Genomic DNA, 25396 nt, shown 5'->3' with positions numbered 1-25396 from the left:
GTCAGAACTGACCCGCGTCGGGAATCACGAACGCGTGCGATGCCGACGTTGCGGACGCCGCCGGCTCGTGCACCGGCCGGTCCGGCTGCTCGGCGCGGTGCCTGCACTCCTCGATCAGGTTCAGCAGCTCACCGGTCGCCCAGTACACGTCCGGCGCGATGTCCCGGAATATCGGAGTATGGGACGCAGTGACGCGATCGGTGATCGCCGAGAAGGTCCCGCCACCGGGTGCCGCGTCCTCCCCTGCTGCCATGTAGTGCAGCCCGGTGAACTCCCGCACCCGGCCGAGCCATGTCGCAGCGTTCTCGGCGCGAGCGTCGATCGAGACGTCCGGGCCGGTGTCGGTGACCTGGGACTGCCATCCCGTGCCGGTCTCGCCGGTCCGCAGCCACTGCGTGAGGATCGACTTGGCGGACACCTCGAGGATGCCGCCGGCCGGCTTCTCCGGGGAGGCGTCGTAGATCGCGCGCAGCGTCCGGTAGGGAAGCATCGACTGCATGACCGGCGACTCGTGCGACCGCGCCATCGCCAGCAGGACCGATTCGAGCACCGCGGGCAGCCAGTCGTTGTGGGCGAGGAACCGTGACGGCGGGGTCAGCAATGGATGGGGAAAGTCGACCCACGCCGCGGAGGTGGCATCCCACACCCGCACCGGCTCGTCGTACGGTTCCGAAGGAAGGCGCAGGCGGCCGACCACGAGGCCGAGGAACCAGCCGGCGGTCAGCGCTCGCCGCTCGCTGTAGTGCATCGGCAGCGAGGCGGCCAACGGCCGGGAGCGACGCCACTGCCAGAACGACTCCTGCTGCGTCGGAGTCGAATCCGCCCACTGCTTGGCCGCGGGGGTGAGCACGGAGTCGTAGGCGAGCGGCGAGTAGTTCGGGTAGGAGCCGAAGATGTCGATGCGAGTCAACCGGTCTTCCTCGGTCAGCAGGCGCACGAACTCCGATCGGGTCTCGTGGTCGATCATCGGGTTCTTCTGCAGTACCTGCTCGAGGGAATCCGCGACGGGCAGGTTGAGGAACGGCACCGAGGTGAACTTGTACCGGTACTCGACCTGCTGCCCCGGATGCAGCGCCTCGAGCGCCTGCTGATTGACGCTGGCGAGTGGTCGCGCCAGCGACAGCGCTTCGGCGAACTTCGCCTGCAGTCGCTCACGCCGCTCCTCGAGCGCGTACTCGGGAACGGTCGGATCCTCGATGTACTCCCGCAGCGACACGCGACAGAAGCGGTCGAAGGACTCCCCGGTGCGGCCGACGAACTGCCGAGCGCGCGCGAGCAGTTCCGCAGGTCGAAGGTGCAGGTCATACCGTGCGGCCGAGGGAATGAGCGCTTCGCGGGTTCCCGGATCGTACGGGAACGCGCGGGTCCGCCACGCCGATGTCCGCTCGAGGACGGGATGCTCCTCCCCCGGCGACTTGCTGCCGTCGATCGTCTGCCACAGACCGGTGACGACCCCGACGACGGCCCGTTTGACCGACTCCTCGAACGGCGGCGTGCCGAGACCGCTGGACGCGACCGCGAGCGGCAGGTCGCTGCGGTACTGCACCATGAAGTCGGCCGACGGGGTGAGCATCACCTCGTTGTTCGCTTCCGCGAACCGCTTGGGTACCCGATCGGCCTTGTCCGCGGGCCACGCACCGTACTGGTCGGTGGACAGGCGCGCCAGGCCGACGTCGCTCGCCGGCTTGCTGCGTGCCCGCCGCATCGACGTCTGCGCGTCGTTCAGCGCCTCGAGCAGGGGCTGCAGAATCTCCGGTACCAGCGCGGCCGCGACCTCGGCCACCTTCCCGGACAGCGAGGCGTACAGCTGGCGATAGACGTTCTGGCTGCAGCTCGCGAGCACACGGTCGACGATGTCGGCGTCGCTCTCGATGGTTCCCTTGAGTGCGGACAGCGCCTGAGCGGTGTCGGCCGACTGCGCCGTGATGTCGGTCGGCGCCTGTTTCGCGAGGTCCTCCGCCCCGACCCGCACCTGGTCTTTGATGTGGCTGGTCAGCCGGTTCACGAGCGCGGTGGCGTACGGCAGGCCGAGGTCGGCGATCGCCTTCGCCACCGTGCGCTCGATGTTGTCGGCGAGAGCGCGGTGCCACTGGTACGCATGGACAAGCGCGTGCACTTCGGCGGACGCCGTGAGCGCCTGACGACGGGCACCGAGCACCCGCTGGATCTCGGGAACCCACTGGCTCGCGTTCAGACCGCTGCCGGACGGAAGGTAGCCACGCAGCTCGGACTCGGTGACCTGACGGGCCATCCGCAGGCCGTCGCCCTGGGGCAGCACCACACCGGTCAGCCACGCACTGATGCCGACCTGCGCGCCCCGCGGATCCGCCTGAACGACAGGCAAACCCATCGTGGTGAGCAGGGTCTGCCACTGGCTGTCGAGGATGGAGTTGACCTGATCGTCGTCGGACGCGGCATTGCCGGGGTTGCGGTGCCCGTCGAGGAGCCGGTCCACGGTGCTACGGGCAAGCCGCTGCGCCGAGTATTCGGCGTATCGGTCGCGGCCCATGCTCAAGCTCGAGAACCCGTATGTGCCCCACGGCAGGTTGTCCCACTGTCCGCCCCAGCCGATGTTGTCGCGCTGGCCGGACAGGCCCGCACCGTTGGTGAGGTCGTACTGCACGAACTGGCGCGTCGCAGCGCCGCTCATCATCATGCCCGCCAGACCACGAGCGAGGCCGCGATAGATCGCCTTCTGTGAACCGTCGCCAAACGGCGCGCCCTCGACGCCGACACGGCGGCCCACAGGGAACACCCGGGCGAACGGCACCTTCTCGCCGGCGCCGTTCTGCTGGCCGAGCGCGCGCAGGATCTCGACGTCGTGCTCGCGCGCGGACCCGAGCTGGCTCGCAACGATTTCGCCGAGCATCGCGAGGGCGTTGGCGCGCACGCCGGTGGTGGCGCTGCGGCCGAGGCCGTCGAAGATGTCCGGGGCGACCATGAACACACCCATCAGCCGCGGATCGAGCTTGGGGATGAGCGTCAGCAGGCGGCACACATCCAAGGCCATCGACGCGCCGGCGCCACCAGCCATCGACGAGACGACCAGCACGATCGGGGACTCCTCCTGCTCGAAGCTGCCCCCGCCGGGGACGTTCAGCGCGCCCATCTCGGTGGCGGTCTGCACGGTGAACAGCTGGTCCCAGGCGTACTGCAGGGTCTCGCGAATACCGCCGGCCTTGCTCAGCGTGATCATGCGGCCGAGGGCGCGGTACTGGCCAGCGCCGGACCCGATGGGCACCGTGACAGCGGAGGGATCCCGCGGGGCCCAGGTGGCGATCTCGTCGAGGCTGCCGCGGGCGGCGAGCTGGTTGCTCAGCGCGTTGTCGAGCACTCCGTACGAGTCGCCCTGGGGGCCGCTGCCGAAGTAGTAGCCGCCCTGGTCGCGAACATTGCCGAGCCCGTCCGGCCCCGCCTCCGGCGCAGTGGGCACATCGATGCTCACGAACTGCCACCCACCCGGGATCCGGTCCACTCCCGCCGCGGCGAGATCGGACCGGAGCTGGTCCATCATGTACGCGAGCGTGACGGCACCCGAACCACCGCATCCGACTACGAGAAACCGCCTCATACCGGTCCTTCCACATCGAGAGAGAGCAAAGCTGGATTCCGACCGTCAAGCGCCGGGCGGACGGAACGGGTCGAAAGGCTGAGCGGCCGGCGCGGCGGACGAGCTCGAACCCCTGTGCGGCGCGGCACCGAATCCAGAACTGCCGCCGAACGCCGGTGGCGCACCGAATGTCGGTGCGGGCGGAGCGGTGGGTGCGCCGAACGGATCGAAGGACGACTGCGGTGCGGGTCGCCCGTCAGGCGCACCGGTGCCCGGCGTCGCCGTGTCGTCGGATCCGACACGCTCACGCAGTCTCGCGAAGGCGCCCGGTGCGCGCCGGTTCAGATCCTCGATCAACCGGACCGGGTTCGAACCTGCGCCGACGAGCAGGAGCAGCGACGCGTGGTCGGCGGGTCCGGCCGGATCGTGGAGGATCACCCAGTTGTTGTGCACCGCCAGCGGCAGCCTGGCCTCACCTGTGCGCGGGTCATGGTCGGGCTTCGCACCGGAGGAGCCGAGCAGGCCACCGGCCTTGACACGGACGTACCCCGTGCCGACCGGGGAGAGCCCGGTCTTCGCCTCGAGCTTGACGCCGTCTGCCGTCAGCAGTCGCGCAGGCTTGTCCAGGTTCCGAACGATTTCGGTGAGGTCACCGTCGCGCAGCGTGAAGGGTACTCCGTCCCGCAGAACGGCGCCGTCGGCGATCGTCACGGAGAAGCGCTGGGCCTTCAGGGTTTCGGCAGGAATGCGCGAGGCTCGCCACTTGAGCACATACAGCAGAGCCAGCGGGATCGCGATGCCCAGGAACAGCGTGAGAAGGAAGGCCAGCAGGAACCGGCCACTGTCGAGCGGTTTCTGCAGCTCGGCGGTGAACGGCACATCGACCGGCATCGCGCGGTCGAGCTCCCCGGCGGGGGCCATCATCATCCGCACGGAACCGTTGAGGGAGCCGTTGCCGGCCTCGGGCACGTCGAGTTCGACCGTCAGTGCGCCCTGTGCGCCCTCCTCGACGGCCAGGCACCGCTCCGCCGAAGTCGCTGCGGGGTTCACCAACGCCACGTCACCGACGCCGTCCGGCACGGCATCGATGCGGATCGGTTCCGCCGAATCGAGCCACACGCAGCCGGGACCGCCGACCGGGATCTCCACCGGGAACCGACCGGATCCCTCGACAGTGCCGAAGTCGATCCGGTTCGGCAGCGTCGGATAGCCGACCGGGGGCGCCACCGTCAGCGGCACGTCGACGTATTGGGGCGCCAGTTGAGTACCGGGCGCGATGACCGTCCCCGAAGCCGTCCGGGCGTCGGCGGTGGTCACCTCGAGAGCGAGGCGCAGCGTCGCCTCACCCGGTGGCACCGACGTGAGATCCAGCTCGATCGGCTCGTCGATCCCGTTCTTCGGGATCCTCGACGCCAGCTCGTGCGCAACCCGAGCCGAGTCGACGAGCGACACCGACAAGTACGCGCTTCCGAGCAGGTCGGAGGGGTCGATCTCCCGACGGTCGGAGTCGACGATGCCGAGCTGTATCGCAGATGTCTTCTCGCCGCTGTGGATGGCGGTCACATCCTGTCCGAGCCACGCCGGGAACAGGTTGCCCGAGATATGGATGTTGGACTTGGAGCGCGCCGCGGGATCGGAGCCATCGGGGTCGACGAACACGAGAGCCCACATGCCCTGCCATTGCCCCGGGTTCGCCAACGCCGGCTGGCGCATCGTGAACGACACCGACCGCGCCGACAACCAGCGGTAGTCGACGCCGACTCCGTCGACGTTCAGGCTGCGCGGGGCGTTGTCGCGCGGCATCGCAAGTTCGGCCCCGTCGGGCGACACCAGTGTGGGTACGAGCCCGTCCGCGTCCGCGAAGCCCAGGACTGTCACCGAACCGATAGAGTTGTCGAGGACGAAGCGGTGCTGCGCTTCCTCGCACACCTGACCCACACATACGCCCGTCTCGTTCTCGAGCGGCGCCTGGCCCGGACTGCTGAACGCGTCGAACGCGAAGAGCAGGTCGTCGATGTTCTGGGCGAGGTAGAAGTCGCCGGGTCGGGGCGAGGTCCGGTTCCCGCACGCCTGCCCGGCGGCGGGTTCTCCGGTGGCGATGGACCGCATCAGATCGAAGTCCCCGGCCTGCGCCGTACCGGCCGCGAGCCCCACCGCGAAGGTGACGATTCCCGACGACCGCAACTGGTCCGCGATACCTGCGGGCCGGCAGATCGACTCGCTAGCGGCCGCAATGATCTGCTGAACACCTGCGTCGGTGCCGAGCGATACTCCTGGGGCGTACGGCTTCTCCGCGTCCCGCGTCGTGAAGTCGAGCTTGCCGTCGGAGAACCAGGCGACGGCCTGGCATCTGTTCGCGGCTGTGGACGAGCGGTCGGCGAGAGCGCCGCGGGCACCGTCGAGAGCGGCCCAGTAGTCGGTGTCGACACCGTTCGTCCGGGATCGGAACCTGTCGACCTCGTCCTGCAAGGCAGGCAGGGACCCACCGTCGAGGCGGGTCCACGGCGCGTGCACGGTGAAGTCATCGGAGAAGCCGGCGACCGAAACGTCGAGCGCGACCCCGGCGGAGCCGCCGAAGGAGCTGAGCTGTTCGAGCAGGTAGTTGGCCGCGGAGACCCGCGCCGCCTCGGGGTCCGAGACCTGCAGACTGCCGGATTCGTCGATCATCAACAGCAGATCGCCCTCGCGCTGGGAGGCGAGACACCCGCCGAAGTCCCCCACCGCCGACTGCTGCGGCGCAGCCGACGCGGCCGGTGCCGCCACCACCAGAGAGCCGAGCAGCACTGCCGCGAGCGCGGCCACCTTCTTCACAGTCGACCCGCCCATTCCGCGATCTGCCATGCCCCGAGCGCGATGCCCACGAATCCGAGCACAACGACGGTCCAATACGTCCCCTGCACAGCCTTCGAGCCCGCGTAGACCGGCCGCGCCCGCTGCTGCATGTCGGCGACCGTGTGCTGGGCAAGCAGGTAGAACGCGGCAGGACCGGCCAGCAGCCACCCGATGAAGGCGAACACTGTGGAGCCACCCGACAGGGTAAGTGCGACGGCGGTGAGCCCCAGCAGCGCTACCACGCCGCCGCCGATCAGCCATGCGCGCGGCGGCCTACCTTGCGAAATGGCCGTCACGACCGGCCGCTGCTCGACAGCGAACGCGTCGGCAGGCGCCCCGCCGAACCCGGGCGTCGACCCGCCGGGCCCCGCGAACGGGGCGGCCACGCTTCCGAACGGCTCGGGGGGTGGCCATGGCGACTGGGATCCACCCGACCACGGATTGTCTGCGTCGTCCCGCGAGCTCGAGTACTCGCTGAAGTCGAACGGGTTGGTCGAGGAAGACACGTGCTTCTTTCAGGGTCGGGCAGGGCGGGCCCGAAGCGAGCTTCCCCTGGTAGTCGTCAACAACTTCAAACTTCAATCGCTGGCGATGAGCGATTGTTACACCTTCCGAATTGGAACTTTTGCGGCCCTACCGGGTTACAGATACTCGCGCGGTCGCGAACCCTCTGCCGCACTCGCAGACCTGGGTGCTACAACTTGTTCTGCCTGGAGCCGTGAGGAGATGCATGACCGTCGACGATGAGCAGTTCAAGTACAGCGGTCTGCGCTTCACTCGGTTACGGTTTGACTCCCAGGTCTCGGCGGGCAATCCACGACGTGGCGTATATGTCCTCACATTCGCCGACGGATATCGATACGTCGGTCAAACGATCGATATCGTCGCGCGTCTCGCTGCGCACCGTCGCCGATGGTTCGATATCACCGACGTGGCGTTCAGCCCTGTGCCAAAGGCGAAGCAGCTCGATCCGATCGAACGGCATTTGATCAAGTCCGTGGGACGAACCCACAGCCTGCGCAATATCGCTCTGACCTCGACCCCGTTCCCTAGTCCCACCCTCAGCGCCCTCGTCGATCCGCGAGAGCTCACCGATTGGTTCGCTGTACCTGTGGACGAGTCCATGTTCGATCGCGTCGAAGATTCCGCCATGCGGGCATCGAGCCTTCACAAGTACCGAGAACTTGCGAGTCATCCGGAGTTCCCCGAGGTCGCCAGGCTACTGGCTATGTTCGTGGAGTCGTGCCTTCCCGCACCTCGCCGAACCGAGCGTCGAGTTTGGGCGTTGAGCTCGATGCCTTCGACCGGCAGGACGGCATCGTCACGCCGATTGACGACACTTTCGGTCGGCCCCATCGAAGCACTCGTCATTTCCGACAATGGGCGCGCCAACGCCGATGTTGTGCGCGGGTTCCTCAACGTGGCACCGCCCGTGGGGAAGGCCCGGATGACGTTCGCCGGGCTCGTTCTCCGGCGTGGAATCAGCTCGCGCCGAGAATACGGCTACACCTCCATCGGACCCGTCAGACGAGTTTCCTTCGATTCGCTTTCTGGTCTCGAGAAACTGCTGTCCGATCCGGTTGTGGTTCAGCAAGCTCGAAATCTGATCGTCAACTTGATGTTCAAGGGCAGCACGGTGTACGGGAGATACCACGACTTCAACCTTGCGGACCACATCGTGAAATAGTCCTACCCAGGTCCGAATTCGGCGGTTCCCTGGACGGATGGCCGGAACCGGACCACCGCCCGGTTGCACGACTCGGCCGGTCCGCTATCGAAAATTCTGGTCCGACCGTCGGCAGGACTATTTCGCCGATGCGGACGGGGGCTGGGTGCCAGCCGAATCGCACGTAGGGGCGAACAGAAGAGCGACGTCCGTTCGACAGTCAATTGCCTTCCTCGACGTCCACGCCGTACAGCGCGACGAGCCCGCCGAGGTCGTCGTCGTACCCCTGCCCTACCGCGCGCAGCCGCCACTTCCCCGCCCGCCGATAGATCTCGGTGAGCACCATGGTCCGTTCGGTAGTCCCGGCGTCGAGTACGAACGTCGCCGCCGTGCCGTCCTCACCGTCGACGCTTACGGACACAGCCCCCAGTTCGCCGAAGGTGCGCTCGCCGTCGATGGCCGCGGCGATCGCGATGCGCGCGCATTCGTCGGGCAGCGCGGCGAGATCGAGCCGCACGCTCTGTTCGCTACTGCCGTCGATCGACAACTCGACTGCGCCGTCCTCGGCGGAGGGGTTGTTGTAGAAGACGAAGTCGTCGTCGCTGTCGACCTTTTCATCCTCCCCCAGCAGGAAGGCGACGACGTCGACGTCGAAGTCGTCCGTCTCGGCGCGCCACGCGACATTGACCGTCCACGACATCTTCCGGGCCGGCAGGTCGATGACCTCGCCTCGGGCGAGCGCCGGCGCGGAGATGCGGGACTCGATGCGCATGTGCGGCGGCACGACGCCCTTCTCCACCGCGGCGCTGATGTCCGTCTTGGTCAGGACGGGGAGCTCGCGCGCGGTGATGCGCGGCATGCGCCGGTCGCTGTCGCCGCCTTCCAGCATCAGCACGTCCGTGACCGCCGCGGTGAGGTTGAGCGACGGGCGTGCACCGAGCTGGACGAGACGCGAGCGCATGAGCACGGCGTCGAGGTGGGTGCCGCCGAGGAGCAGCACCCGCCGGCCCTGCCACAGCTTCGGTTTCTGTCCCGTGAGCATCCGCTCGGGCAGGCTCGGTACATCGGCGAGGGGCTCCGCAGGCGCCGCCTGCGGAGGAGGTTCGATCACGGGCTCAGCAGCGGGCGCGGCCACCTCGACCACCGGACGCATCTTCGGTTCGCCTGGAATCACCCGGGTGAGCATCTCTTCGAGTTGCTGCTCGGTGACGACGGGAATGCCCTCGGCCATCGCCTTGCGGATCTTGCCCGTCTGCACGCCGGGGTCGTTGCACACGACCACGCTCGTCTGGCGGCTGACGGAGTTCATCACGTCGAGGCCGGCGTCGGCCATCCGGCCGGCGAGCGGGACCCGCGGCGTCACCGTCTGCCCCGTGACGACCACCTTCATCCCCTGCACCAGGCCGACGTCCAGCGACAGGCGTCCCGGGTTCTTCCACTCGCACGGCACGCGCGGCACGGAGTCCGGGTAGGCGGGCCTGCGGCTGAGGCAGTCGACCACCGGCAGCGGGAGCTGCAGGCTCTCGGCGAGCAGGGCGCTGCGTACGAAGACCTCGCTGAGGACGCGGGCGTCGTCGTAGGCGTCGTGCTCGAGCAACTGCTGGACCTGCCAGTGGGCGGCCAGGGTGGAGAGTTTGTGATCGGGCACGTCGAGTTCGAGCCGCCTCGACAGGGCGAGAGTGCACAGCCGGTGTCTGGCCGGGATCTCGGTTCCGGCGCGCCGGAACTCGGCGTCGAGGAATCCGTAGTCGAAGGCCGCGTTGTGAGCGACGATGGTCCCGCCGTCCAGCACCTCGGCGAGTTCGCCGGCGATCTGCTCGAAGCGCGGGGCACCGGCGAGCCGTTCGCGCGTCAACCGGTGCACGTGGACCGGGCCGGGGTCGCAACCCGGGTCGACGAGCGTCGAGTACTCCCGCTCGACGCTGCCGTCCTCCCGCAACACCAGCGCGGCCACGCTGAGCACCCGATGCGCGTAGGCGCGCAGGCCGGAGGTCTCGACGTCGACGACCACCCAGCGGTGGCCCTTCGGCAGCGTCCGCGAACCCGACGCGTGCGACAGCGTGTCGATCACCTGCACCTGCTCTACCTCCGACTGTTCTCCGGCCGGTCCCACCGGCGCACCGGAACATAGTGACTGATATGTCCGACACCGCCGGCGGCGCCACGCCGAGTGCGGCTGCCTTCCGACTGCTGCGGGCAGTACCGTTCCAGCCATGGCACAGCCACTCACAGGCAAAATCGCCCTGGTCGCCGGCGCCACCCGCGGCGCCGGCCGCGGAACCGCAATCGCTCTCGGTGAGGCCGGCGCGACGGTCTACTGCACCGGCCGCACCACCCGCGAGCGCCGCTCGGAGTACGACCGGCCGGAAACCATCGAGGAGACCGCCGAGCTGGTGACGGCCGCGGGCGGGGTCGGCATACCCGTCGCCGTCGACCACCTCGATCCCGAACAGGTGCGACGGCTCGTGCAGCGCATCGACGACGAGCACGGCCGCCTCGACGTCCTCGTCAACGACATCTGGGGCGGCGAGAAGCTCATCGAGTGGGACACCCCGCTGTGGGAACACGACCTGGCGGGCGGTCTGCGGATGGTGCATCTCTCGGTCGACACGCACCTGATCACCAGCCACTTCGCGCTGCCACTGCTGATCCGGAACCCGGGCGGGCTCGTCGTCGAGATGACCGACGGCACAGCCGAGTACAACGCGAAGAACTTCCGGCTCTCGGTGTTCTACGACCTGGTCAAGTCCTCGATGCTCCGGCTTGCGTTCTCCCAGGCGAAGGAGCTGGCGCCGCACGGGTGCACGGCCGTCGCGCTGACGCCCGGGTGGATGCGGTCGGAGATGATGCTCGAGCACTTCGGGGTCACGGAGGAGAACTGGCGCGACGCCGCCGTGCCACATTTCGTCGCGATCTCGGAGTCGCCGCGGTTCGTCGGGCGGGCCGTCGCGGCGCTGGCCGCGGATCCGGACGTGCACCGCCGCAACGGCGGGTCGTTCTCGTCGGGCGGGCTGGCGCGCGAGTACGGCTTCACCGACGTCGACGGGTCGCAGCCGGACTGCTGGCGGTACATGGTGGAGGTTCAAGATCCGGGTCTGCCGGCGGATGCAACCGGGTATCGGTGATTGCGACACGCCGGAATGACGACTACCGCTCGCCCACAACGTATTCCACGACAAGACGCAGAATTGATTGACGCGTCCGCTGCACGGTCCACGATGTGTCATCCCCCGCGTCCGCGAGGGCCGCGATTGAATAGACCGCCAGGAGTTGCCGCTCTCGACGATGTCGAACGTGGGTAAGAATACCGTTCCTAACTGCGAGCGGGAGTGAGTCCGACCCGAACCGGCAACCGCTTGCCGTCCGAACGGTGTTGACGGCGCTGCGCGTGTGTTCACGGATCCGGTGGGCCTGCGGCGTCCCACGCCCTCGGCCCACCGGTGACACGCCAGCGAGAAGCCTGTTTCTCGTACCCGGCTGTTCCGGTCGGTCGGCCCGCACGTGTCCTCCGTCGCGTGCAGGGTCCGACCGGTTTACGCCGGGCACGAAAACCGAGACTTCTCCTCCCGATCACCACCGCGGCGGCACGATGACCGTCCATCGTCGGATCGGAAGCCTGTAATGCAGGCAACCAGTGCTGCCTGCCCCAGCGCGAGGTATACGCCGGATCCACCGCGATCACCGCGATCCCCGCGGTGGCGGCCATCGCCACCAGACGCTGGCGGAACTTCGCGGTCGGCAGGCCGGACACGGTGCGGCGGAACCGCTTCCCGCCTTTGCCTCGCCCCATGGTCTCGCGCCCGGTGGCGCGGGCGTCCGCGAACCCGAGGTTCTCGATGCTGATCGAGGCACACCCGGCATCCGTCGCCGCGTGGAGCAACCGGGTCACCACGTGCCGCACCTGCGCGTCCCGGTGGGTGCCGGTCCCGTCGATGCGGTAGTCCAGACGGCGCGGGGCGCCGACGAGGTTGCCGTGCGGGTCGATCACCGCCGCGTCCACATGCCCGTCGTTGAGATCGACCCCGAGGGTGCGGCGAGCCTGCAGGGCGGCGAGCGGGACCGTCGGGGCATCGGGATAACCCCAGGACGCGTCGAGGTACCAGCGGCCGCGCCCGTCGCGGTGCAGGTCGTACCGGACCGCACGGTTCTGCACGATCCGGTCGGCCCACTCGTCACCGCGGTGGGTGCTCAGCGAGACCGGGGCGGTAATCGTCAGGCGTCCGATACCCACCTCGGCCACCACAGCGGCGGGCACCTTGACGGTAAGCACACCCTCGGGGGTGACGCGGATGGTTTCGTTGCCGCACCGTTTGCCGCTTTCGCCGTCGGCGGTGAGAAACATCCGCTCCCCGGTCCAGCGCTGCTCCCACTCGGGCACGCTCATCCCGGCCCGGTCCAGATGCTGCCGGGTGCGCCACAGGCGCCCACCGCCGGCGACGATGCGGGGGTGCCCTTCCTCGAGTCGCGCGGTCACCACAGCGCGGCGATGAGCCAGCACAGCTGCGCGGCGAGACTTGGCGAACCGCTCGGCTTCGGTGGCATACCCACGTACCCGCTTGGCCTTCGGACGCACATCGGGTTCTGGGGCGCGTCCGGCGACAGGAGCGTGCATCCGCGCCCCGATCGTCTCGATCGCCGCCCGCAACGACTGCGCTTCGGCGGCCAGGTTGCGTATGCCCTGGTGGTAAGAGTCAAGCGCGGTCCGGGTGAGCGCACCGGCCCACCGCGATGACGACAGCGCGGTCAGACGCCGCTTCTCGTCGGTCCGCCACGTCGACTGGTCCTTTGCATCGACCCGGCCCAGGCGGATGCGTGAGGCCAAGGCTTGCCGATACAGGCCACCGAGGAACACCGCGATGCGTTCGAGCGCGGCTTCTTCGGCGGTGGACGGATGCAGGCGGGTGCGGATGCGCACCCCTGTCGGGGGCGGGACGACGAAGGCAGCCTCGATCTTCCGCAGCCCCGACGCGGTGCGCGCATCTGTGCTCATGCCCTCTCCCCATCCCGGGGGCCAGCAGCGCACTCCCGCGCTCGTGTCGTCCGGTTCTTCGCCGACCGGCGCCCGTACACCGGGGTGCACAACGAGGTCGGCACCTCGGTCATGGCACGAACGAGATCCTCGGCGACCGCCCCGCCGTCAAGAACGTCCAGGCACCCTCCGGACGCGAAAAACGCAGCGTCGACCAGTTCGGCGTTCCTGCGCTCCAACCGGTCACGGTTCCCCACGACCACGACCCTAACCGCTGGGTACGACAACAATCGTCGCGCCGTCGTGCGCGCCCCCGTTGAGTCCCGACCCACCTCGGCCTCCACCCGCACCACACGGTGACCTGCCTGCCCAACCCACCGAGCGAGCCTGGCGCTCTTCTCCCCTGCCGCCCCGATGCGGCCGGTGCGACGAGTACGGCTGGTTGCCCGACGACCCGCACGGCCGCGCCGTGCGGTGCCCGTGCCGCCGCGTCGACGCACCCGACCACCCGCTCGCCGCGTGAGCATCCGTCGGCGGCGAGCCGGTAGCATCTGCGGGAACTGTTCCGTGACCACCGAGGTCGGAGGCCCATGTCCCGCAAGCGCTCAGGGTCGAGTCGCGGATCTTCCTCTCAGCCGCTGCCCGACAATGTCGTGTCGTTGGCCGAGCGTCGCCGCCCGGCGGGCACACCGAGCGAGCAGTACGGCGCACTGGTTCCCGAGTTCGCCGGGTGGCTCGTGGAGAACGCCGTCTGTCCGCCGAATCGGCTGGAGCCGCTCGTGGTGAGCGTCGCGAATTCGATCGACGCACTGTCCCAGTCGAGTACGGGATTCGCGGCCACACACTGGCGCAGCCGCGACGTGGACCACTTGCTCGAACGTGTGCTGACCAGCGACCTTGTCGAGGACGACGACGAGACGCGGGCGCACATCGCCGGGGATGTCACCGCCTTCCTGCGGTTCCTCGAGGCGACGAACCGGTGGACCGGCACCGACGACGACCTCGGATACGGCCTGTCCACGCTCGTGTCCTACATCGAATCGAAGCTCGCGTCCCTCCCACCGGTCGACGAGTCGCCGGTCGAGCCCGAGGCCGAGCGTGCCGCGTTGACGGCCCTGCCGGTCGTCGCACGGCTGGACGCCCTGCTCGGCTGGATCGGCGAACGCCGGCCTGTGACCGCGACCGGAGCGCTGAAGCGTGCCCTGGTCATGGAGGCCTTCGACGCTGTCGGCGGCAAGCGCGAGGATCTGGCACCGCGCAAGGTCCAGTCGATGTGGGATATTCCCGTACTGGCACAGACCTGGGTCGTTGCAGCCATGCTGGACCTGATCTCGATCGGAAAGACCGTCGTCAAGCCCGGTCCTGCCGCGCCGGTGTGGCGGGATCCGGACCGTAATCCCGGCGAGTACCTCACCCTGTGCCGGGACGCGGTGACACATTCCCTCGTCGTGGCCCTCGGCAGGCGCGGCGAGGGGCGGCTCGTAGCATTTCATTCCGTCCTCGACGAGGCGACCGCTGCCGTCCTGTCCGCCGGTCTCGGTGAGCACCCCCTGCCGTCCGGCCCCGAGGAACGCCTGCACGCACTGTCCGTGCTGTTCCCCGGCATGCCGGTCGGACCGAGTCTTCTCGGCAGCATGCTCGTCGACCGCCTCGACGACCTCGTCGCCGACGGCATCCTCGACGACGCGGACGGCTACCGCGTGCCGACGCCTCTCCGTCCTGCCGTGCGGGCCGCCGTGCGCATCCTCCTCGGCGACGCGACACCCGTCGCCATCCACCCGCCCGCGCGGTGTACCCTGCGAATCACGTTGCGCGACAGCGAGCCTGCGGTGTGGCGACGGGTGGTGGTCGACAATTCCCTGAGTCTGCTGCATCTGCACTTCGTCATCCAGAGCTGCTTCGCCTGGGAGGACTACCACCTGCACCAGTTCACCGAGGGCGGGCCGTTCACCGGTGGTTGCGTGTACGTGCCCGACGATCAGCTCGACGACGAGCTCGCGAACGGTCAGGACGAGGTCGTCGACGAGGGAATGGTGACCATCGGGACGGCGCTGCCCGAGGTCGGGGCATCGCTGACGTACTTGTACGACTACGGCGACCGGTGGACGCACGACATCGTCGTCGAGTCCGTCGCCGACTTCGACGCCGAGGCACCGCGCGCCGCGTGTGTCGACGGGCAGGGCCTGGCGCCGGCCGAGGACTCCGGCGGGACGTGGGGCTGGACGGACATGCTCGCCGCGGCCGACGACCCGGCCCACGATCGACACGACGAGATCCGGCAGTGGCTCGGACTGCGGCCGGGTGAGCGCGTCGACTCGGAGTGGTTCGAGGTGGACGAGGTCAACGACCAGTTGCGCTCACTGTTCGGATAGCGCTGCGGTCAAACGGTTTGCGCGAATCTCGCATCGAGCGAGCAATCCTTCTCCCCGGTCCGCCGTACACCCTCGGCAGCGGTAGGTGACGACACGAAAACCTGGGTTCGGCGCCACCCGAGGCACGCCGTGTCGGGCCGATCCGCGCCCGCCGGAAGAATCAACCGGTCCGCCAGCGGCGGCTTGCCGAAGGCACGACGCAGTGGTTCGTCACTCGGCAGTGCGCGTTCCAGGTCGGTTGCGTACGTGATGGAGAGGTCCTCGGACATGGTGAGGAGGCCCGTGTCGAATGCGACATCGTGTGTGGGGCAGGCCGTCAGTCCGTTCAGGTGGTCGAGGCGTTCCTTGTTGGTGCTGTCTCGCCACGGCTTGATGTGGCTCGCAGTGAGCAGTCGCGGCCAGCGACGTCCTCCGATTACGCTCCCCATGCCGCAGAACACGCACCGGTTGCCGTGGTTGGTCAGCACTGCCTTGGCGAAGCGGTGCTGACCGATACGAACGGTCGAGGTGAGCAAACGCTGCGTGATCTCGACCGGCACATCCTGCCGCTCACGCGCCCACTTCTCGACAATTCCCTCGAGTTCTCGCTCGACAGCGGCCGCTCGTAGAGGCTGGGAAGGTGCTGGACTGGAAAGCCGGCTCGATGTGCGCTGCTGCCGGACCGACTGTGGTCGACGAGCACGAGGCACACAGCGACAGGACGACCTCGTTCTGGACGAAGTTCACCTGCCGCTGTCCTCGACCTGTTCGGCCAGGTCGAGGACCGGGACCAGCCCGGCCGCGGACACGAGATTGTGTTCGTCGAACACCCCGGACCCAGCCGTGAAGGTGTCCGATGATTGCACTGAAAGTGCCTCTACGTATATGGGTAAACGTGACGTCAAGAATCTCGATTCTCTCACTACGAGAAGCGCTTTCGTCATTCACATGCCGTCACGGCCGGCGCGGTCTCCACGGATCCGGCCTCAGCGATGCCGAGAAGCAGGAACAGGGTCACCACATCGAACGGATTACGCCTCACCCCTCCGGGTGAGCCTTCAGTTCAGCTAAAGCCCACCATAGCGATTCGACATTGTCATGAACACGGGCCGCTTCTAATGTGATGTAGGTAATGGTCAAGCGAAGGATGTGACATGCAAATAGTCACTCTTCCGGCACCCTGCGGGAACGCCTCGTGCGACGTGGACTGCGACAGCAAGACACGTTCCGCCTCGCTTGACCCGCCCGTTCGCAACTGCCGATCGGGCGCCGTTCGATCCGCCTCGCGGTGAACCGAAAGAACGCTCATGACTTCCATCGAGATACTGCCACTGATCGCATTGGTGGCGATGTTCGTGATCGCCACCTTCTTCCCCATCAACATCGGCATATTGGGGTTCATCGGCGCGTTCGTCGTGGGGGCGTTCCTCCTCGGCTACGACGACAAGGAGATCCTCGCCGAGTTCCCCAGTTCGATCGTGTTGACGATCATCGGCGTCACCTACTTCTTCGGCATGGCGAAGAAGAACGGGACCATCGATCTCCTCGTCAACACCTGCATACGCAGCGTCCGCGGACGAGTGACGATCGTTCCCTGGGTGTTCTTCTTCTGCGCCTCGGTACTCACGGCCTTGGGCACGTTCAGCCCGGCGGCCGTCGCCTTGATCACGCCGGCGGCGATGTCGTTCGCCGCTCGCACCCGGATGAGCCCGCTGGTGATGGGTATCATGACCATCAACGGCGCACACGCCGGAGCATTCTCGCCGATCTCGGTCTCGGGCGTCCTCGTCCGTGACATCGTCGAATCGAGTGGGTTGACGATCGCCCCGTGGACCCTGTTCTTCGCCAGCTACGGCATCAACCTGCTGCTCTCGGTCCTGACCGTGATCGGCTACGCCGTGCTCGCCCGGATGCGGAACCTCGAATTCACCGCTACCGGCTCGAGTGACGAGTTCGACTCCGACGGCGGTGGGAGTCCTCACCGCACTCCCGTCGAGGGACCCGGCGCGGCCCCGTCCGGCAGCTCGGCCGGGGGAACCGGCACCCAGGTACTCATCCGGACCCCGCGCACCGAGATCGTCACCGAACCCGCACGACAGCCGGTCACCGCCGTCCAGAAGCTCACCCTCGTCCTGATCGCCGCGGTGCTGGTGCTGGTGCTGGTGCTGCACATGCCGATCAGCTTCGTCGCCATCGCCGCCGGTGCGATCCTCGCCTTCACCGACCTGTCCAAGCAGAGTGAGGCCATCGCCGGTATCAGCTGGTCCACGGTGCTGCTCGTGGCGGGCATGGTCACCTATGTCTCCCTCATGGAGGAGATCGGCACGCTCGACCATCTCGCCGAAATGGCGATCACCATCGGGGCCCCTCTGCTGGTCGCCGTCGTCCTCTGCTATGTCATCGGCGTCACCTCGGCGTTCGCGTCGTCGACCGCACTGCTCACCGCTGTCATCCCGCTCGCGCTTCCGCTGCTGCAGACCGGAGCACTCCCGGTCGTCGGCGTCGTGGCGGCCCTCGCCATCTCGGCCACCGTGGTCGACGTATCCCCGTTCTCGACCAACGGCGCGCTCGTCCTCGCCAACGCCCAGAACATCGAACGACCCCGGTTCTACCGCCAGCTGCTGCTGAACGCGGGCATCGTGGTCGCGATCGCGCCGATGCTGTGCTGGCTGCTGCTGGTGGCCATCCCGGCCCTGGCCTGACGCGTCGACGCCACCCCCTGAGGGTTTAGCTCGAGTTAACCCTCATCGAGAAATCCGCCATTGTTCTCCACCCTGATCTCGGTCAGGGTGGGTAGTGGGACACCGCTGGCACCTACGCTCCCTATCCGATCGGAGCCTCCAGCGGTGCCTCACACACTCTTCCAACCCGAAAGGTGGGCCGACCGTGTTCACACTCCGTGGAACCTGGATGCGGGGAGGCACCAGCAAGTGCTGGCTGTTCAACGCCGTGGACGTCGATCCCCTCATCCCCCAGGCAGGGGGGCTGGACGCCATCTTGACCTCCGCGTTCGGCTCCGGCGACCCGCGCCAGCTCGATGGTGTCGGCGGCGGCAGCTCGACCACGTCGAAAGCGGCGATCGTGCGCCGCTCCAGCGAGTCCGGCATCGACGTCGACTACCTGTTCGCCCAGGTCGCGATCGGTGACCGGCAGGTGGAATGGGGCAGCAACTGTGGGAACTGCGCCACCGCGATCGGGCTGTATGCGCTGCAATCCGGCTTCGTTCCGGTCGACTCCGCGGTGACGACCGTGCGGATGCGCAACCAGAACACCGGCGCAATCCTCACTGCCGAGATCGCGACCCCGGGCGGAATGATCCCCACCGAGGGTGACGCGGCCGTGCCAGGCACCAGCGCGCTGGGCGTCCCGGTTGGCCTCACCTTCGCCGGTCTCGCTGCCGATACAGCCACACTGCTGCCCACCGGCGCACCCGCCGAACAGATTTCGATCGAGAACCACACGTACCGCGCCACGATGGTCGCCGCTGGCGCTCCGGCGGCGTTGTTCGACGCCGCCGACCTCGGCCTGACCGGCGCAGAAGACAATCGGACCATCGCCGAACACCTGCCGCTGCTTCTCCGACTGCGACGGGAATCATCGCTGCGGATGGGACTGAGCAAACCGGGAGACCCGATCACACACGCGATCCCCAAGGTCGGCGTCGTCGGCCCGCCGGTGGACTACCGCACCAGCGCGGGCGTCGACATCGACGAAGACGACTACGACATCTCCGTCCGGATGCTGTCGATGCTTGCCCCGCACCCCGCAATCGGACTGACGTCCGCTGTCGCCGTCGCCGCGGCGTCCACCGTGACCGGTGGCGTCGTCACCCACAACACACGGGTCCGGTGGCCCGGATCGCTACGGATAGGGACGCCCGCCGGGGTCCTCGACGTCGACCTCACCACCTCGCCCGACGGTATCCTCGAATCGGTCACCTTGCACCGGGCGGCCCGACGCATCGCAGTGGCGGAACTCTTCGTCACCGGCCCGGCGCCTGCACTGGTCGGGTTGGCACGGTGAAGGTCCGAATGCCCGAGAACGCCACGATCGCACCCCGGACAATCGACGCGCGGATCGCCCGCTCCTGGCTGCTGGTCAACGGCGGCCGGATCGACTTGTTCGACCAGGCCGAACGTTCATGCGCCGATCAGATCGTCCTCGACATCGAGGACGCAGTCGATCCGCAACGGAAGTCCTCAGCACGCGAGGACGTTGCCGTCTGGCTCGAACACTCCTCGGCCTGGGTCCGGATCAACGACCGGTCCTCGAAGTACTGGAGCGACGACGTCGATCGACTCGCCGGCCTTCCCGGACTGGCGGGCGTAATGCTCGCGAAAACCGAAACGGCAGAACATATCACCGAAACTTTCGACCGACTCGGCGGAGGCACCCCAGTCCTTGCCCTGGTCGAATCCGCCCTCGGCATCGAGCAGGCCGGCGCTATCGCCCGCGCCCGCGGCGTGTTCCGGCTCGCCTTCGGCAGCGGTGACTATCGCCGGGACACCGGCACGAGCGCCGACGACCTCGCCATGGCGTACCCTCGCTCCCGACTGGTGGTCGCCAGCCGGGTCGGCCGGCTACCCGGACCGATCGACGGCCCCACCGTCAGCAACGGCCACACCGTGTTGCGCGAACAGTCCGCAGTGACCGTCTCCCTCGGCCTTACCGGAAAGCTGTGCCTGGACACCGATCAGCCGCAGGTGATCAACGAGGCCATCAGCCCTACACCGTCGGATGTCACCTGGGCGCGGCAGTTCCTGGCCGATTTCGAAGCCCGCGGCCGCATCATCCGCGACGGCAGCGACCTACCCCGCCTCGGGCGGGCCGAGCAGATCACTCGCCTCGCCGACGCGTTCGGCATCTGCCGGAACTGACAGGCATCCTTCCGGGGAGGGTCGGGCCCCTATCCGGCCTCGAATCCCTCCTGCAGTAGGCGGGCGGCGGCAGTGCACACCGCGATTCCTTCCTGCGCGGCCGGGCTCAGCCGCCGCTCGGTCAGATGCGCGACCAGGATGCGCCGCTGCGGCGGGCGGGTCGCGAGGGGAATCGACCGGACGTCGGGCCGGAGGTTGAGCACGGCCAGGCGCGGCGCGATGGCCACACCGAGCTCGACGGCCACCATCGCCTGTACTTCACCGTAGTCGTGCGCGAACACGCTCGTCCGAGGCATGAAACCACCTTGTTGACAGAGCTTTTCGAGTGTCTGGGCAACCGGGTGATCGTCGGCGCGCACCACCCACGACTCGTCGCGCAGTTCGGTGATCCGGATCGAGTCGCGGTCGGCCAGACGGTGCCGTTCCGACACCAGCAACACGGTCGGATCGTTCATCAGGTGGTGGTAGGTCAACGTGGGGTCGTCGATCCGGTTCCATTCGTAGTCCCACAGCAACGACAATTCGGTCTCCCGCCGGCGCAGGGCGTCGACCAGTTGCGCGAACCGGCCGCTGAGCACCTTCAGATCGACGCCCGGGTGCCGCGTCTTGAACTCCTTGACCACCAGCGGCAGCAGTGACGATCCGGCCGTGGGAAAGGTGCCGATCGCCAGCACACCGGCCCGCAGCCCCTTGATCTCCGCGAGTTCGGCCTCGGCGGCCTCCAGCTCGACCAGGATACGTTCGGTGTGCCGAACCACCGAGCTTCCGGCCTCGGTCAGCACGATGCCTCGCGCGTGCCGTTCCAGAAGCGGCTGCCCCGCCTCCTTCTCCAGCTTCGCGATCTGTTGGGACACAGCCGAAGTGGTATACCCGAGCGCGGACGCCGCCGCGGTGATCGACCCGTGCGCGGCGACCGTGCGCAGTGTGAACATCCTGGCCGTATCCAGCACGCGCCACCCCTGACTTTAGACAAAGTTAACTGCTGTCGATATGCCCGTGATTGTAGTTGAACCGGAGGGATGGCAATCTCGAGGTGGCGGCCCCGGCGCCACGGACTTTTCGGTCGCGCCATGACCCTGCCGGCATGACCTGTCGGTCCGCGCTCGTGCACCCCGGCCGCTGTCGAGCGCCGCACCTGTATCGACCTTCCCCACCATCCGAGGACAGCTTATGACTGCACACCCGAGCGACAGTTACTCGACCCACGACCACCCTGGCACGAGCACAGCCGACAGCCCTCCTCCGACACGTGGCCCGTTGCACGGCCTCCGCGTCCTCGACATCAGTACCGTCTACGCCGCACCGATCACCGCCATGCTCCTCGGTGATTTCGGCGCGGACGTAATCAAGATCGAGCACCCCTCGGGCGATCCCGCCCGCTCACACGGAGCCCGGAAGGACGGCCACGGACTGTGGTGGAAGGTCATCGCCCGTAACAAGAAGTGCATCACTCTCGATCTCAGCACCGACGAAGGCCAGCAGATACTCCGCGACCTCGTGATCGATGCCGACGTGCTGGTGGAGAACTTCCGCCCCGGCGTACTCGAGAAGTGGGGGCTGGGTCCGGACCGACTCCATGCCGTCAATCCGGGACTGGTCCTGCTCCGCGTCACCGGGTTCGGCCAATCCGGACCCTACGCCGAGCGCCGCGCATTCGGCACCCTGGCCGAGGCGATGAGTGGCTTTGCCCACCAAACCGGGACGGAGGACGGTCCACCGACGCTGCCGCCCTTCGGACTCGCCGACGGCGTTGCCGGACTTGCCGGCGCATTCGGCGTGGTGACCGCACTCCTCCACCGCAACGGCTCGGCCGGCCGCGGACAGGTCATCGACATGTCACTACTCGAACCACTCCTGGGAATTCTCGGCCCCGGGCCCACCGCCTACGACCAACTCGGCACCATCGCCGGCCGCAACGGCAACCGCTCCCCCAATAACGCCCCACGCAACACCTACCTCACCAAGGACGGCCGGTGGGTTGCCGTCTCCGCGAGCGCCACCTCTGTCGCCGCGCGGGTCATGCGCCTGGTCGGCCGACCTGACATCGTCGAGCAATCCTGGTTCGACTCTGCCGGCGAACGCAGCCGCAACGGCGAACTGCTCGACGACGCGGTTGCGAAGTGGATCGCAGACAGACCCCTGCGCGAGGTCACGGCCGAGTTCGAACGGGTCGGCGCCGCGCTCGCACCCATCTACGACGTCGCGCAACTCATGAGTGATCCGCAGGTCCTCGCCCGTGACTGCATCACGACCGTCGACGACGAAGACCTCGGCCCGATCAAGATGCAGAACGTCATGCTTCGCATGCTCGGGACTCCGGGCGCGATCAAGTTCCCCGGCCGCCGCCTCGGGCAGGACAACCAGGAGTTCTACCGGGACACCCTCGGCATCGACCAGGAACGAATGACCGAACTCACCGAGAAGGGCGTCCTTTGATGAACCGCAGCTACCTCTTCGCGCCTGGCCACAACCTGAATCTGCTCGGAAAGGTGTTCCACGCCGGCGCCGACGCCGTCATCCTCGATCTCGAGGACGCGGTGCCGCCCTCCGAGAAGCGGACCGCCAGGGCAAACGTCGCATCCGTCGTCACCACCAGGACCGCATGGGTGCGAATCAACGCCCCCGGAACCGGACTCGCCGCCGCTGATCTGCATGCCGTCGCTGCATCGGCACACGGCATCCGCATCCCCAAGGTCGAAACACTCGACGACGTTCACTGGGTCGCAGCCCGGGCCCCGGAAAAACCCCTGATCTGCGCCATCGAAACCGCGAAAGGGGTCGCCAATGCCTTCGATATCGCCGGCCACCCGGCGGTAACGCATCTCGCACTCGGCGGTATCGACCTGCAGAAGGACCTCGGCACGGGAGACGGGGACATACCGATGCAGTACGTGCGATCCCACCTCGTCGTCGCCGCGCGCGCCGCCGGCATCGCCCCACCGATCGACAGCGTCTACCCCCACCTCGATGACAATGACGGACTCATCCAGCAGGCCGCCCACAGTCGCAGCCTCGGCCTGTTCGGCAAGTCCGCAATTCACCCCGCCCAGCTGACGGCCATCCATGCCACCTTCACTTCGGGACAGGACGACATCGACTGGGCCCGCGAAGTGGTCGACGCATTCGAGAAGGCCGGCGGAGCGGCGGTCCGGCTACCCGGAGGTGAATTCGTGGATCTCCCCGTCGCAGAGCGGGCACAAAAGATCTTGGACGCGGCGCGAACGTGATGCCGTCATGCTCCGCACCGTCTACACCATGTAGTGCACGAACGCGTGCCACCTGCCATGAGCAGATGCTTCGGCCGACGCATCACCTCCCGATACGCCGGCTGTTGGCTACCGAGAGTAGACCTAGGACAGCAAGGTGGTGGTGATCACGGTTCCGCGGCTGCCGGAGTGCAAGTACCGGTTCGGCAACTCCCCCAGCCTGCGAACGTTGGCGGCCTCGTCGAGCACCGCGAGCAGGGATGGCGGCAGCCGCTTCGACACCGTGGTGACTCCGTACTGGGGGGCGTTCCCGCGATGAGGAGCAGCCACCAGAACGCGTCGAACTTCCCGACCGTCTCGCGCACGAAGTCTGGGCCTCGCTGTCCAAGGTGACGCCGGGGGATTCTTCGGTTACTGCGTCGCCGTCGCAATCGGTACCGGCGCGCTGCTGTTCGCGATCTGACCCGCCATCGTGGTTTACCCACGGAGGTTCGATGCGCCCCGCACATCTGTGCATCCGCTTTGGGCTTGACGTCGCCCATCGGCCCTGGCTTCGACGGCCTGGCGCTGACGATCTTTGTCGTCGTCGGCATCTGCGGAGTGATCGCACCGATTCTCGCCGTGGTGGGCGACCGGGGAGCGCCGACCTTCGACAAGCACTCCGCCTGGATGCTCGCCTCCGGCCTGACCGCACACACTCTCGCAGAAGCAGGCCTGACACTGGCGCTGTGAGACACCGACCCCGCCGACGAGAACCGAATCGTCCCGACCGAATCGCACGCGAGCTCGGTCGGGGCGCAGGCGTCTCAACCCCCCATTCTCGAAAGAGAATCCCGCGTGACCTGCAAACGAATGCGTTACAGTTCCCGGGCCAACTGATACCGGGGGGATTCATGGCAGAGAGACTTCGTTTGGAACCGCGGACGATCGAGGAGATCGTCGCCATCTGCGACACCATGCTGACGACACTTCGCAACGCAGCACGCCATGCAAGCGACCTGACCGATGCACCAAGTTTCGGGGGCTTCAAGTCGGCCGAAGACCTCCGCGCCGGCTTCGTTCGCAAAGCCCGCGGCACACCCGAATCGCTCTACGAACGACTGGAACAATTCGAGGCGGTGCTCAGCGGCATGCGAGAAGCGTTCGCCGCAGGCGGTGAGGGGTTTCTCGCGGCCGAAAACAACTGGACCGCCCGTCTGCACGCCCTGAACCAGGACGAGCTGTGACCGCGGGCCGTACCGGTGCCGCAATCACAGGGACACTTATTGTGCTTGCATCGCTCTCAGCGTGCACTGCCTCGTCCCCCAACTCGGAATCCACAGACGAGGCCCCGAGTACCCCAACAGCAACGACACGAGTACCGCGCCTGGTGGACGAGTCCGACCGACCTCTCGTCGCCTTCGACCCGTGCCTCGACATCCCCGACGACGTTCTTGCCGCGGCAGGCTACGACCCGAACTCCGAAGACAACACGGATTTCGCGGCGACGCACTACACGATGCTCGGCTGTTCCTACGACGGCGTCTTGAAGTTTCCCGGCGTTGCCGCCTACGCCCTGACGGTGAGATCGGCCAACTTCGACTGGGCAATCGAACTCCAGAAGACCGCCGACAACGGCGACGACGTCATTCCATCTGAGATCGCGGGCCGACGCGCACTGCTGAAGACCAACCTGTCCCTCCCCGAACGTTGCGGCATGAGCGTCGAGACGTCCTACGGCGTGCTCATTTTCGCTCAGGTTCTTTTCGGCAAGGGCGGCACTCGCGTACCCGAAGCGCAATGGTGCACCGGACTTGAAGACACGGCCGAGCGCATCGTCGCCGTCCTCGACGACTTCGAGTCGCGCACCCGCTGAGCCAGCATCCCGTCTGGATTCGCCCCCGGAAGCCGAACTCGAACCCGCCCGAGTTCGCCAGCCCACGCCCGCGACGCTGTCGGCGTCGTG

20 protein-coding genes are annotated in these 25396 nt (G+C 67.5%); 11 read left to right on the top strand and 9 right to left on the bottom strand.

Features of this window, described 5'->3' with window-relative positions; translation table 11 throughout:
• Position 1 precedes the first annotated feature (1 nt).
• Genes G6039_RS09520 through G6039_RS30255 form a run of 3 tightly spaced genes read right to left on the bottom strand, consistent with a single transcriptional unit; the run spans position 2 to position 6678 of the window.
• On the bottom strand, positions 2-3571 hold the full coding sequence (locus tag G6039_RS09520) for a tubulin-like doman-containing protein (protein ID WP_043800116.1): 3570 nt from the start codon (positions 3569-3571) through the stop codon (positions 2-4).
• 45 nt (positions 3572-3616) lie between these two features.
• The gene (locus G6039_RS09515) at positions 3617-6391 is read right to left on the bottom strand and encodes a vWA domain-containing protein (protein ID WP_235194068.1); all 2775 of its coding nucleotides are present in this window, start codon (positions 6389-6391) and stop codon (positions 3617-3619) included.
• A complete protein-coding gene (locus tag G6039_RS30255) occupies positions 6358-6678 on the bottom strand; it encodes a hypothetical protein (protein WP_206530846.1) in 321 nt (106 codons plus the stop codon). The genes G6039_RS09515 and G6039_RS30255 overlap by 34 nt, the downstream gene beginning before the upstream one ends.
• Positions 6679-7112: 434 nt before the next feature.
• On the opposite strand from G6039_RS30255, the gene G6039_RS09505 reads away from it, so the two are divergent.
• Positions 7113-8069: a GIY-YIG nuclease family protein gene (locus G6039_RS09505; protein ID WP_146034290.1), complete on the top strand. Its 957-nt coding sequence runs from the start codon at positions 7113-7115 to the stop codon at positions 8067-8069.
• 199 nt (positions 8070-8268) lie between these two features.
• On the opposite strand, the gene G6039_RS09500 is transcribed toward G6039_RS09505, so the two are convergent.
• Positions 8269-10125, bottom strand: coding sequence for a TerD family protein (locus G6039_RS09500; RefSeq protein ID WP_043800111.1), 1857 nt, complete (start codon positions 10123-10125; stop codon positions 8269-8271).
• Between the two features lie 136 nt (positions 10126-10261).
• Here G6039_RS09500 and G6039_RS09495 point away from each other — a divergent pair, with 136 nt between their 5' ends.
• Positions 10262-11173: an SDR family oxidoreductase gene (locus tag G6039_RS09495; protein WP_043800109.1), complete on the top strand. Its 912-nt coding sequence runs from the start codon at positions 10262-10264 to the stop codon at positions 11171-11173.
• 269 nt (positions 11174-11442) lie between these two features.
• Here G6039_RS09495 and G6039_RS09490 read toward each other — a convergent pair whose 3' ends face one another.
• Positions 11443-13038: an IS200/IS605 family element transposase accessory protein TnpB gene (locus G6039_RS09490; RefSeq protein ID WP_051446078.1), complete on the bottom strand. Its 1596-nt coding sequence runs from the start codon at positions 13036-13038 to the stop codon at positions 11443-11445.
• Between the two features lie 632 nt (positions 13039-13670).
• On the opposite strand from G6039_RS09490, the gene G6039_RS09480 reads away from it, so the two are divergent.
• On the top strand, positions 13671-15389 hold the full coding sequence (locus G6039_RS09480) for a plasmid pRiA4b ORF-3 family protein (protein ID WP_235194067.1): 1719 nt from the start codon (positions 13671-13673) through the stop codon (positions 15387-15389).
• A gap of 8 nt (positions 15390-15397) precedes the next feature.
• On the opposite strand, the gene G6039_RS30510 is transcribed toward G6039_RS09480, so the two are convergent.
• Positions 15398-15928, bottom strand: a complete 531-nt coding sequence (locus tag G6039_RS30510) for an HNH endonuclease (protein ID WP_051446076.1) — start codon at positions 15926-15928, stop codon at positions 15398-15400.
• 183 nt (positions 15929-16111) lie between these two features.
• On the bottom strand, positions 16112-16234 hold the full coding sequence (locus tag G6039_RS31030; protein ID WP_255326693.1) for a hypothetical protein: 123 nt from the start codon (positions 16232-16234) through the stop codon (positions 16112-16114).
• Between the two features lie 441 nt (positions 16235-16675).
• Here G6039_RS31030 and G6039_RS09470 point away from each other — a divergent pair, with 441 nt between their 5' ends.
• From G6039_RS09470 to G6039_RS09460, 3 genes are all read left to right on the top strand, one after another.
• On the top strand, positions 16676-18070 hold the full coding sequence (locus tag G6039_RS09470) for an SLC13 family permease (protein ID WP_043800107.1): 1395 nt from the start codon (positions 16676-16678) through the stop codon (positions 18068-18070).
• Positions 18071-18278: 208 nt separating this feature from the next.
• Entirely contained in the window at positions 18279-19391 is a 1113-nt protein-coding gene (locus tag G6039_RS09465; RefSeq protein ID WP_080688559.1) for a PrpF domain-containing protein, read from the top strand.
• Between the two features lie 8 nt (positions 19392-19399).
• The gene (locus G6039_RS09460) at positions 19400-20245 is read left to right on the top strand and encodes an HpcH/HpaI aldolase/citrate lyase family protein (protein WP_043800105.1); all 846 of its coding nucleotides are present in this window, start codon (positions 19400-19402) and stop codon (positions 20243-20245) included.
• Positions 20246-20274: 29 nt separating this feature from the next.
• Here G6039_RS09460 and G6039_RS09455 read toward each other — a convergent pair whose 3' ends face one another.
• On the bottom strand, positions 20275-21195 hold the full coding sequence (locus tag G6039_RS09455; protein ID WP_029542709.1) for a LysR family transcriptional regulator: 921 nt from the start codon (positions 21193-21195) through the stop codon (positions 20275-20277).
• 220 nt (positions 21196-21415) lie between these two features.
• On the opposite strand from G6039_RS09455, the gene G6039_RS09450 reads away from it, so the two are divergent.
• Together G6039_RS09450 and G6039_RS09445 are read left to right on the top strand one after the other, a co-directional pair.
• Complete coding sequence (locus G6039_RS09450; RefSeq protein WP_043800103.1) at positions 21416-22681, top strand: CaiB/BaiF CoA transferase family protein; 1266 nt, start codon at positions 21416-21418, stop codon at positions 22679-22681.
• On the top strand, positions 22681-23472 hold the full coding sequence (locus tag G6039_RS09445) for an HpcH/HpaI aldolase/citrate lyase family protein (RefSeq protein ID WP_029542705.1): 792 nt from the start codon (positions 22681-22683) through the stop codon (positions 23470-23472). Before G6039_RS09450 ends, G6039_RS09445 begins: the two co-directional genes overlap by 1 nt.
• Before the next feature lie 123 nt (positions 23473-23595).
• Here the strand turns inward: G6039_RS09445 and G6039_RS09440 are convergent, their stop codons facing one another.
• Positions 23596-23733, bottom strand: a complete 138-nt coding sequence (locus G6039_RS09440) for a DEAD/DEAH box helicase family protein (RefSeq protein WP_155951769.1) — start codon at positions 23731-23733, stop codon at positions 23596-23598.
• A gap of 246 nt (positions 23734-23979) precedes the next feature.
• Between G6039_RS09440 and G6039_RS09435 the strand changes: the two genes are divergently transcribed.
• From G6039_RS09435 to G6039_RS09425, 3 genes are all read left to right on the top strand, one after another.
• The gene (locus G6039_RS09435; RefSeq protein ID WP_029542703.1) at positions 23980-24183 is read left to right on the top strand and encodes a hypothetical protein; all 204 of its coding nucleotides are present in this window, start codon (positions 23980-23982) and stop codon (positions 24181-24183) included.
• A gap of 161 nt (positions 24184-24344) precedes the next feature.
• Entirely contained in the window at positions 24345-24677 is a 333-nt protein-coding gene (locus G6039_RS09430; protein WP_043800101.1) for a hypothetical protein, read from the top strand.
• Positions 24674-25306: a DUF3558 domain-containing protein gene (locus G6039_RS09425; RefSeq protein ID WP_051446075.1), complete on the top strand. Its 633-nt coding sequence runs from the start codon at positions 24674-24676 to the stop codon at positions 25304-25306. Before G6039_RS09430 ends, G6039_RS09425 begins: the two co-directional genes overlap by 4 nt.
• The last annotated feature ends 90 nt before the right edge of the window (positions 25307-25396 follow it).

The sequence above is a fragment of the Rhodococcus aetherivorans genome (genome assembly GCF_011058165.1).
Taxonomy (GTDB): domain Bacteria; phylum Actinomycetota; class Actinomycetes; order Mycobacteriales; family Mycobacteriaceae; genus Rhodococcus; species Rhodococcus aetherivorans.
Note: the sequence above shows the minus strand (reverse complement) of the source record. Positions and strands in the feature narration are given on the sequence as shown.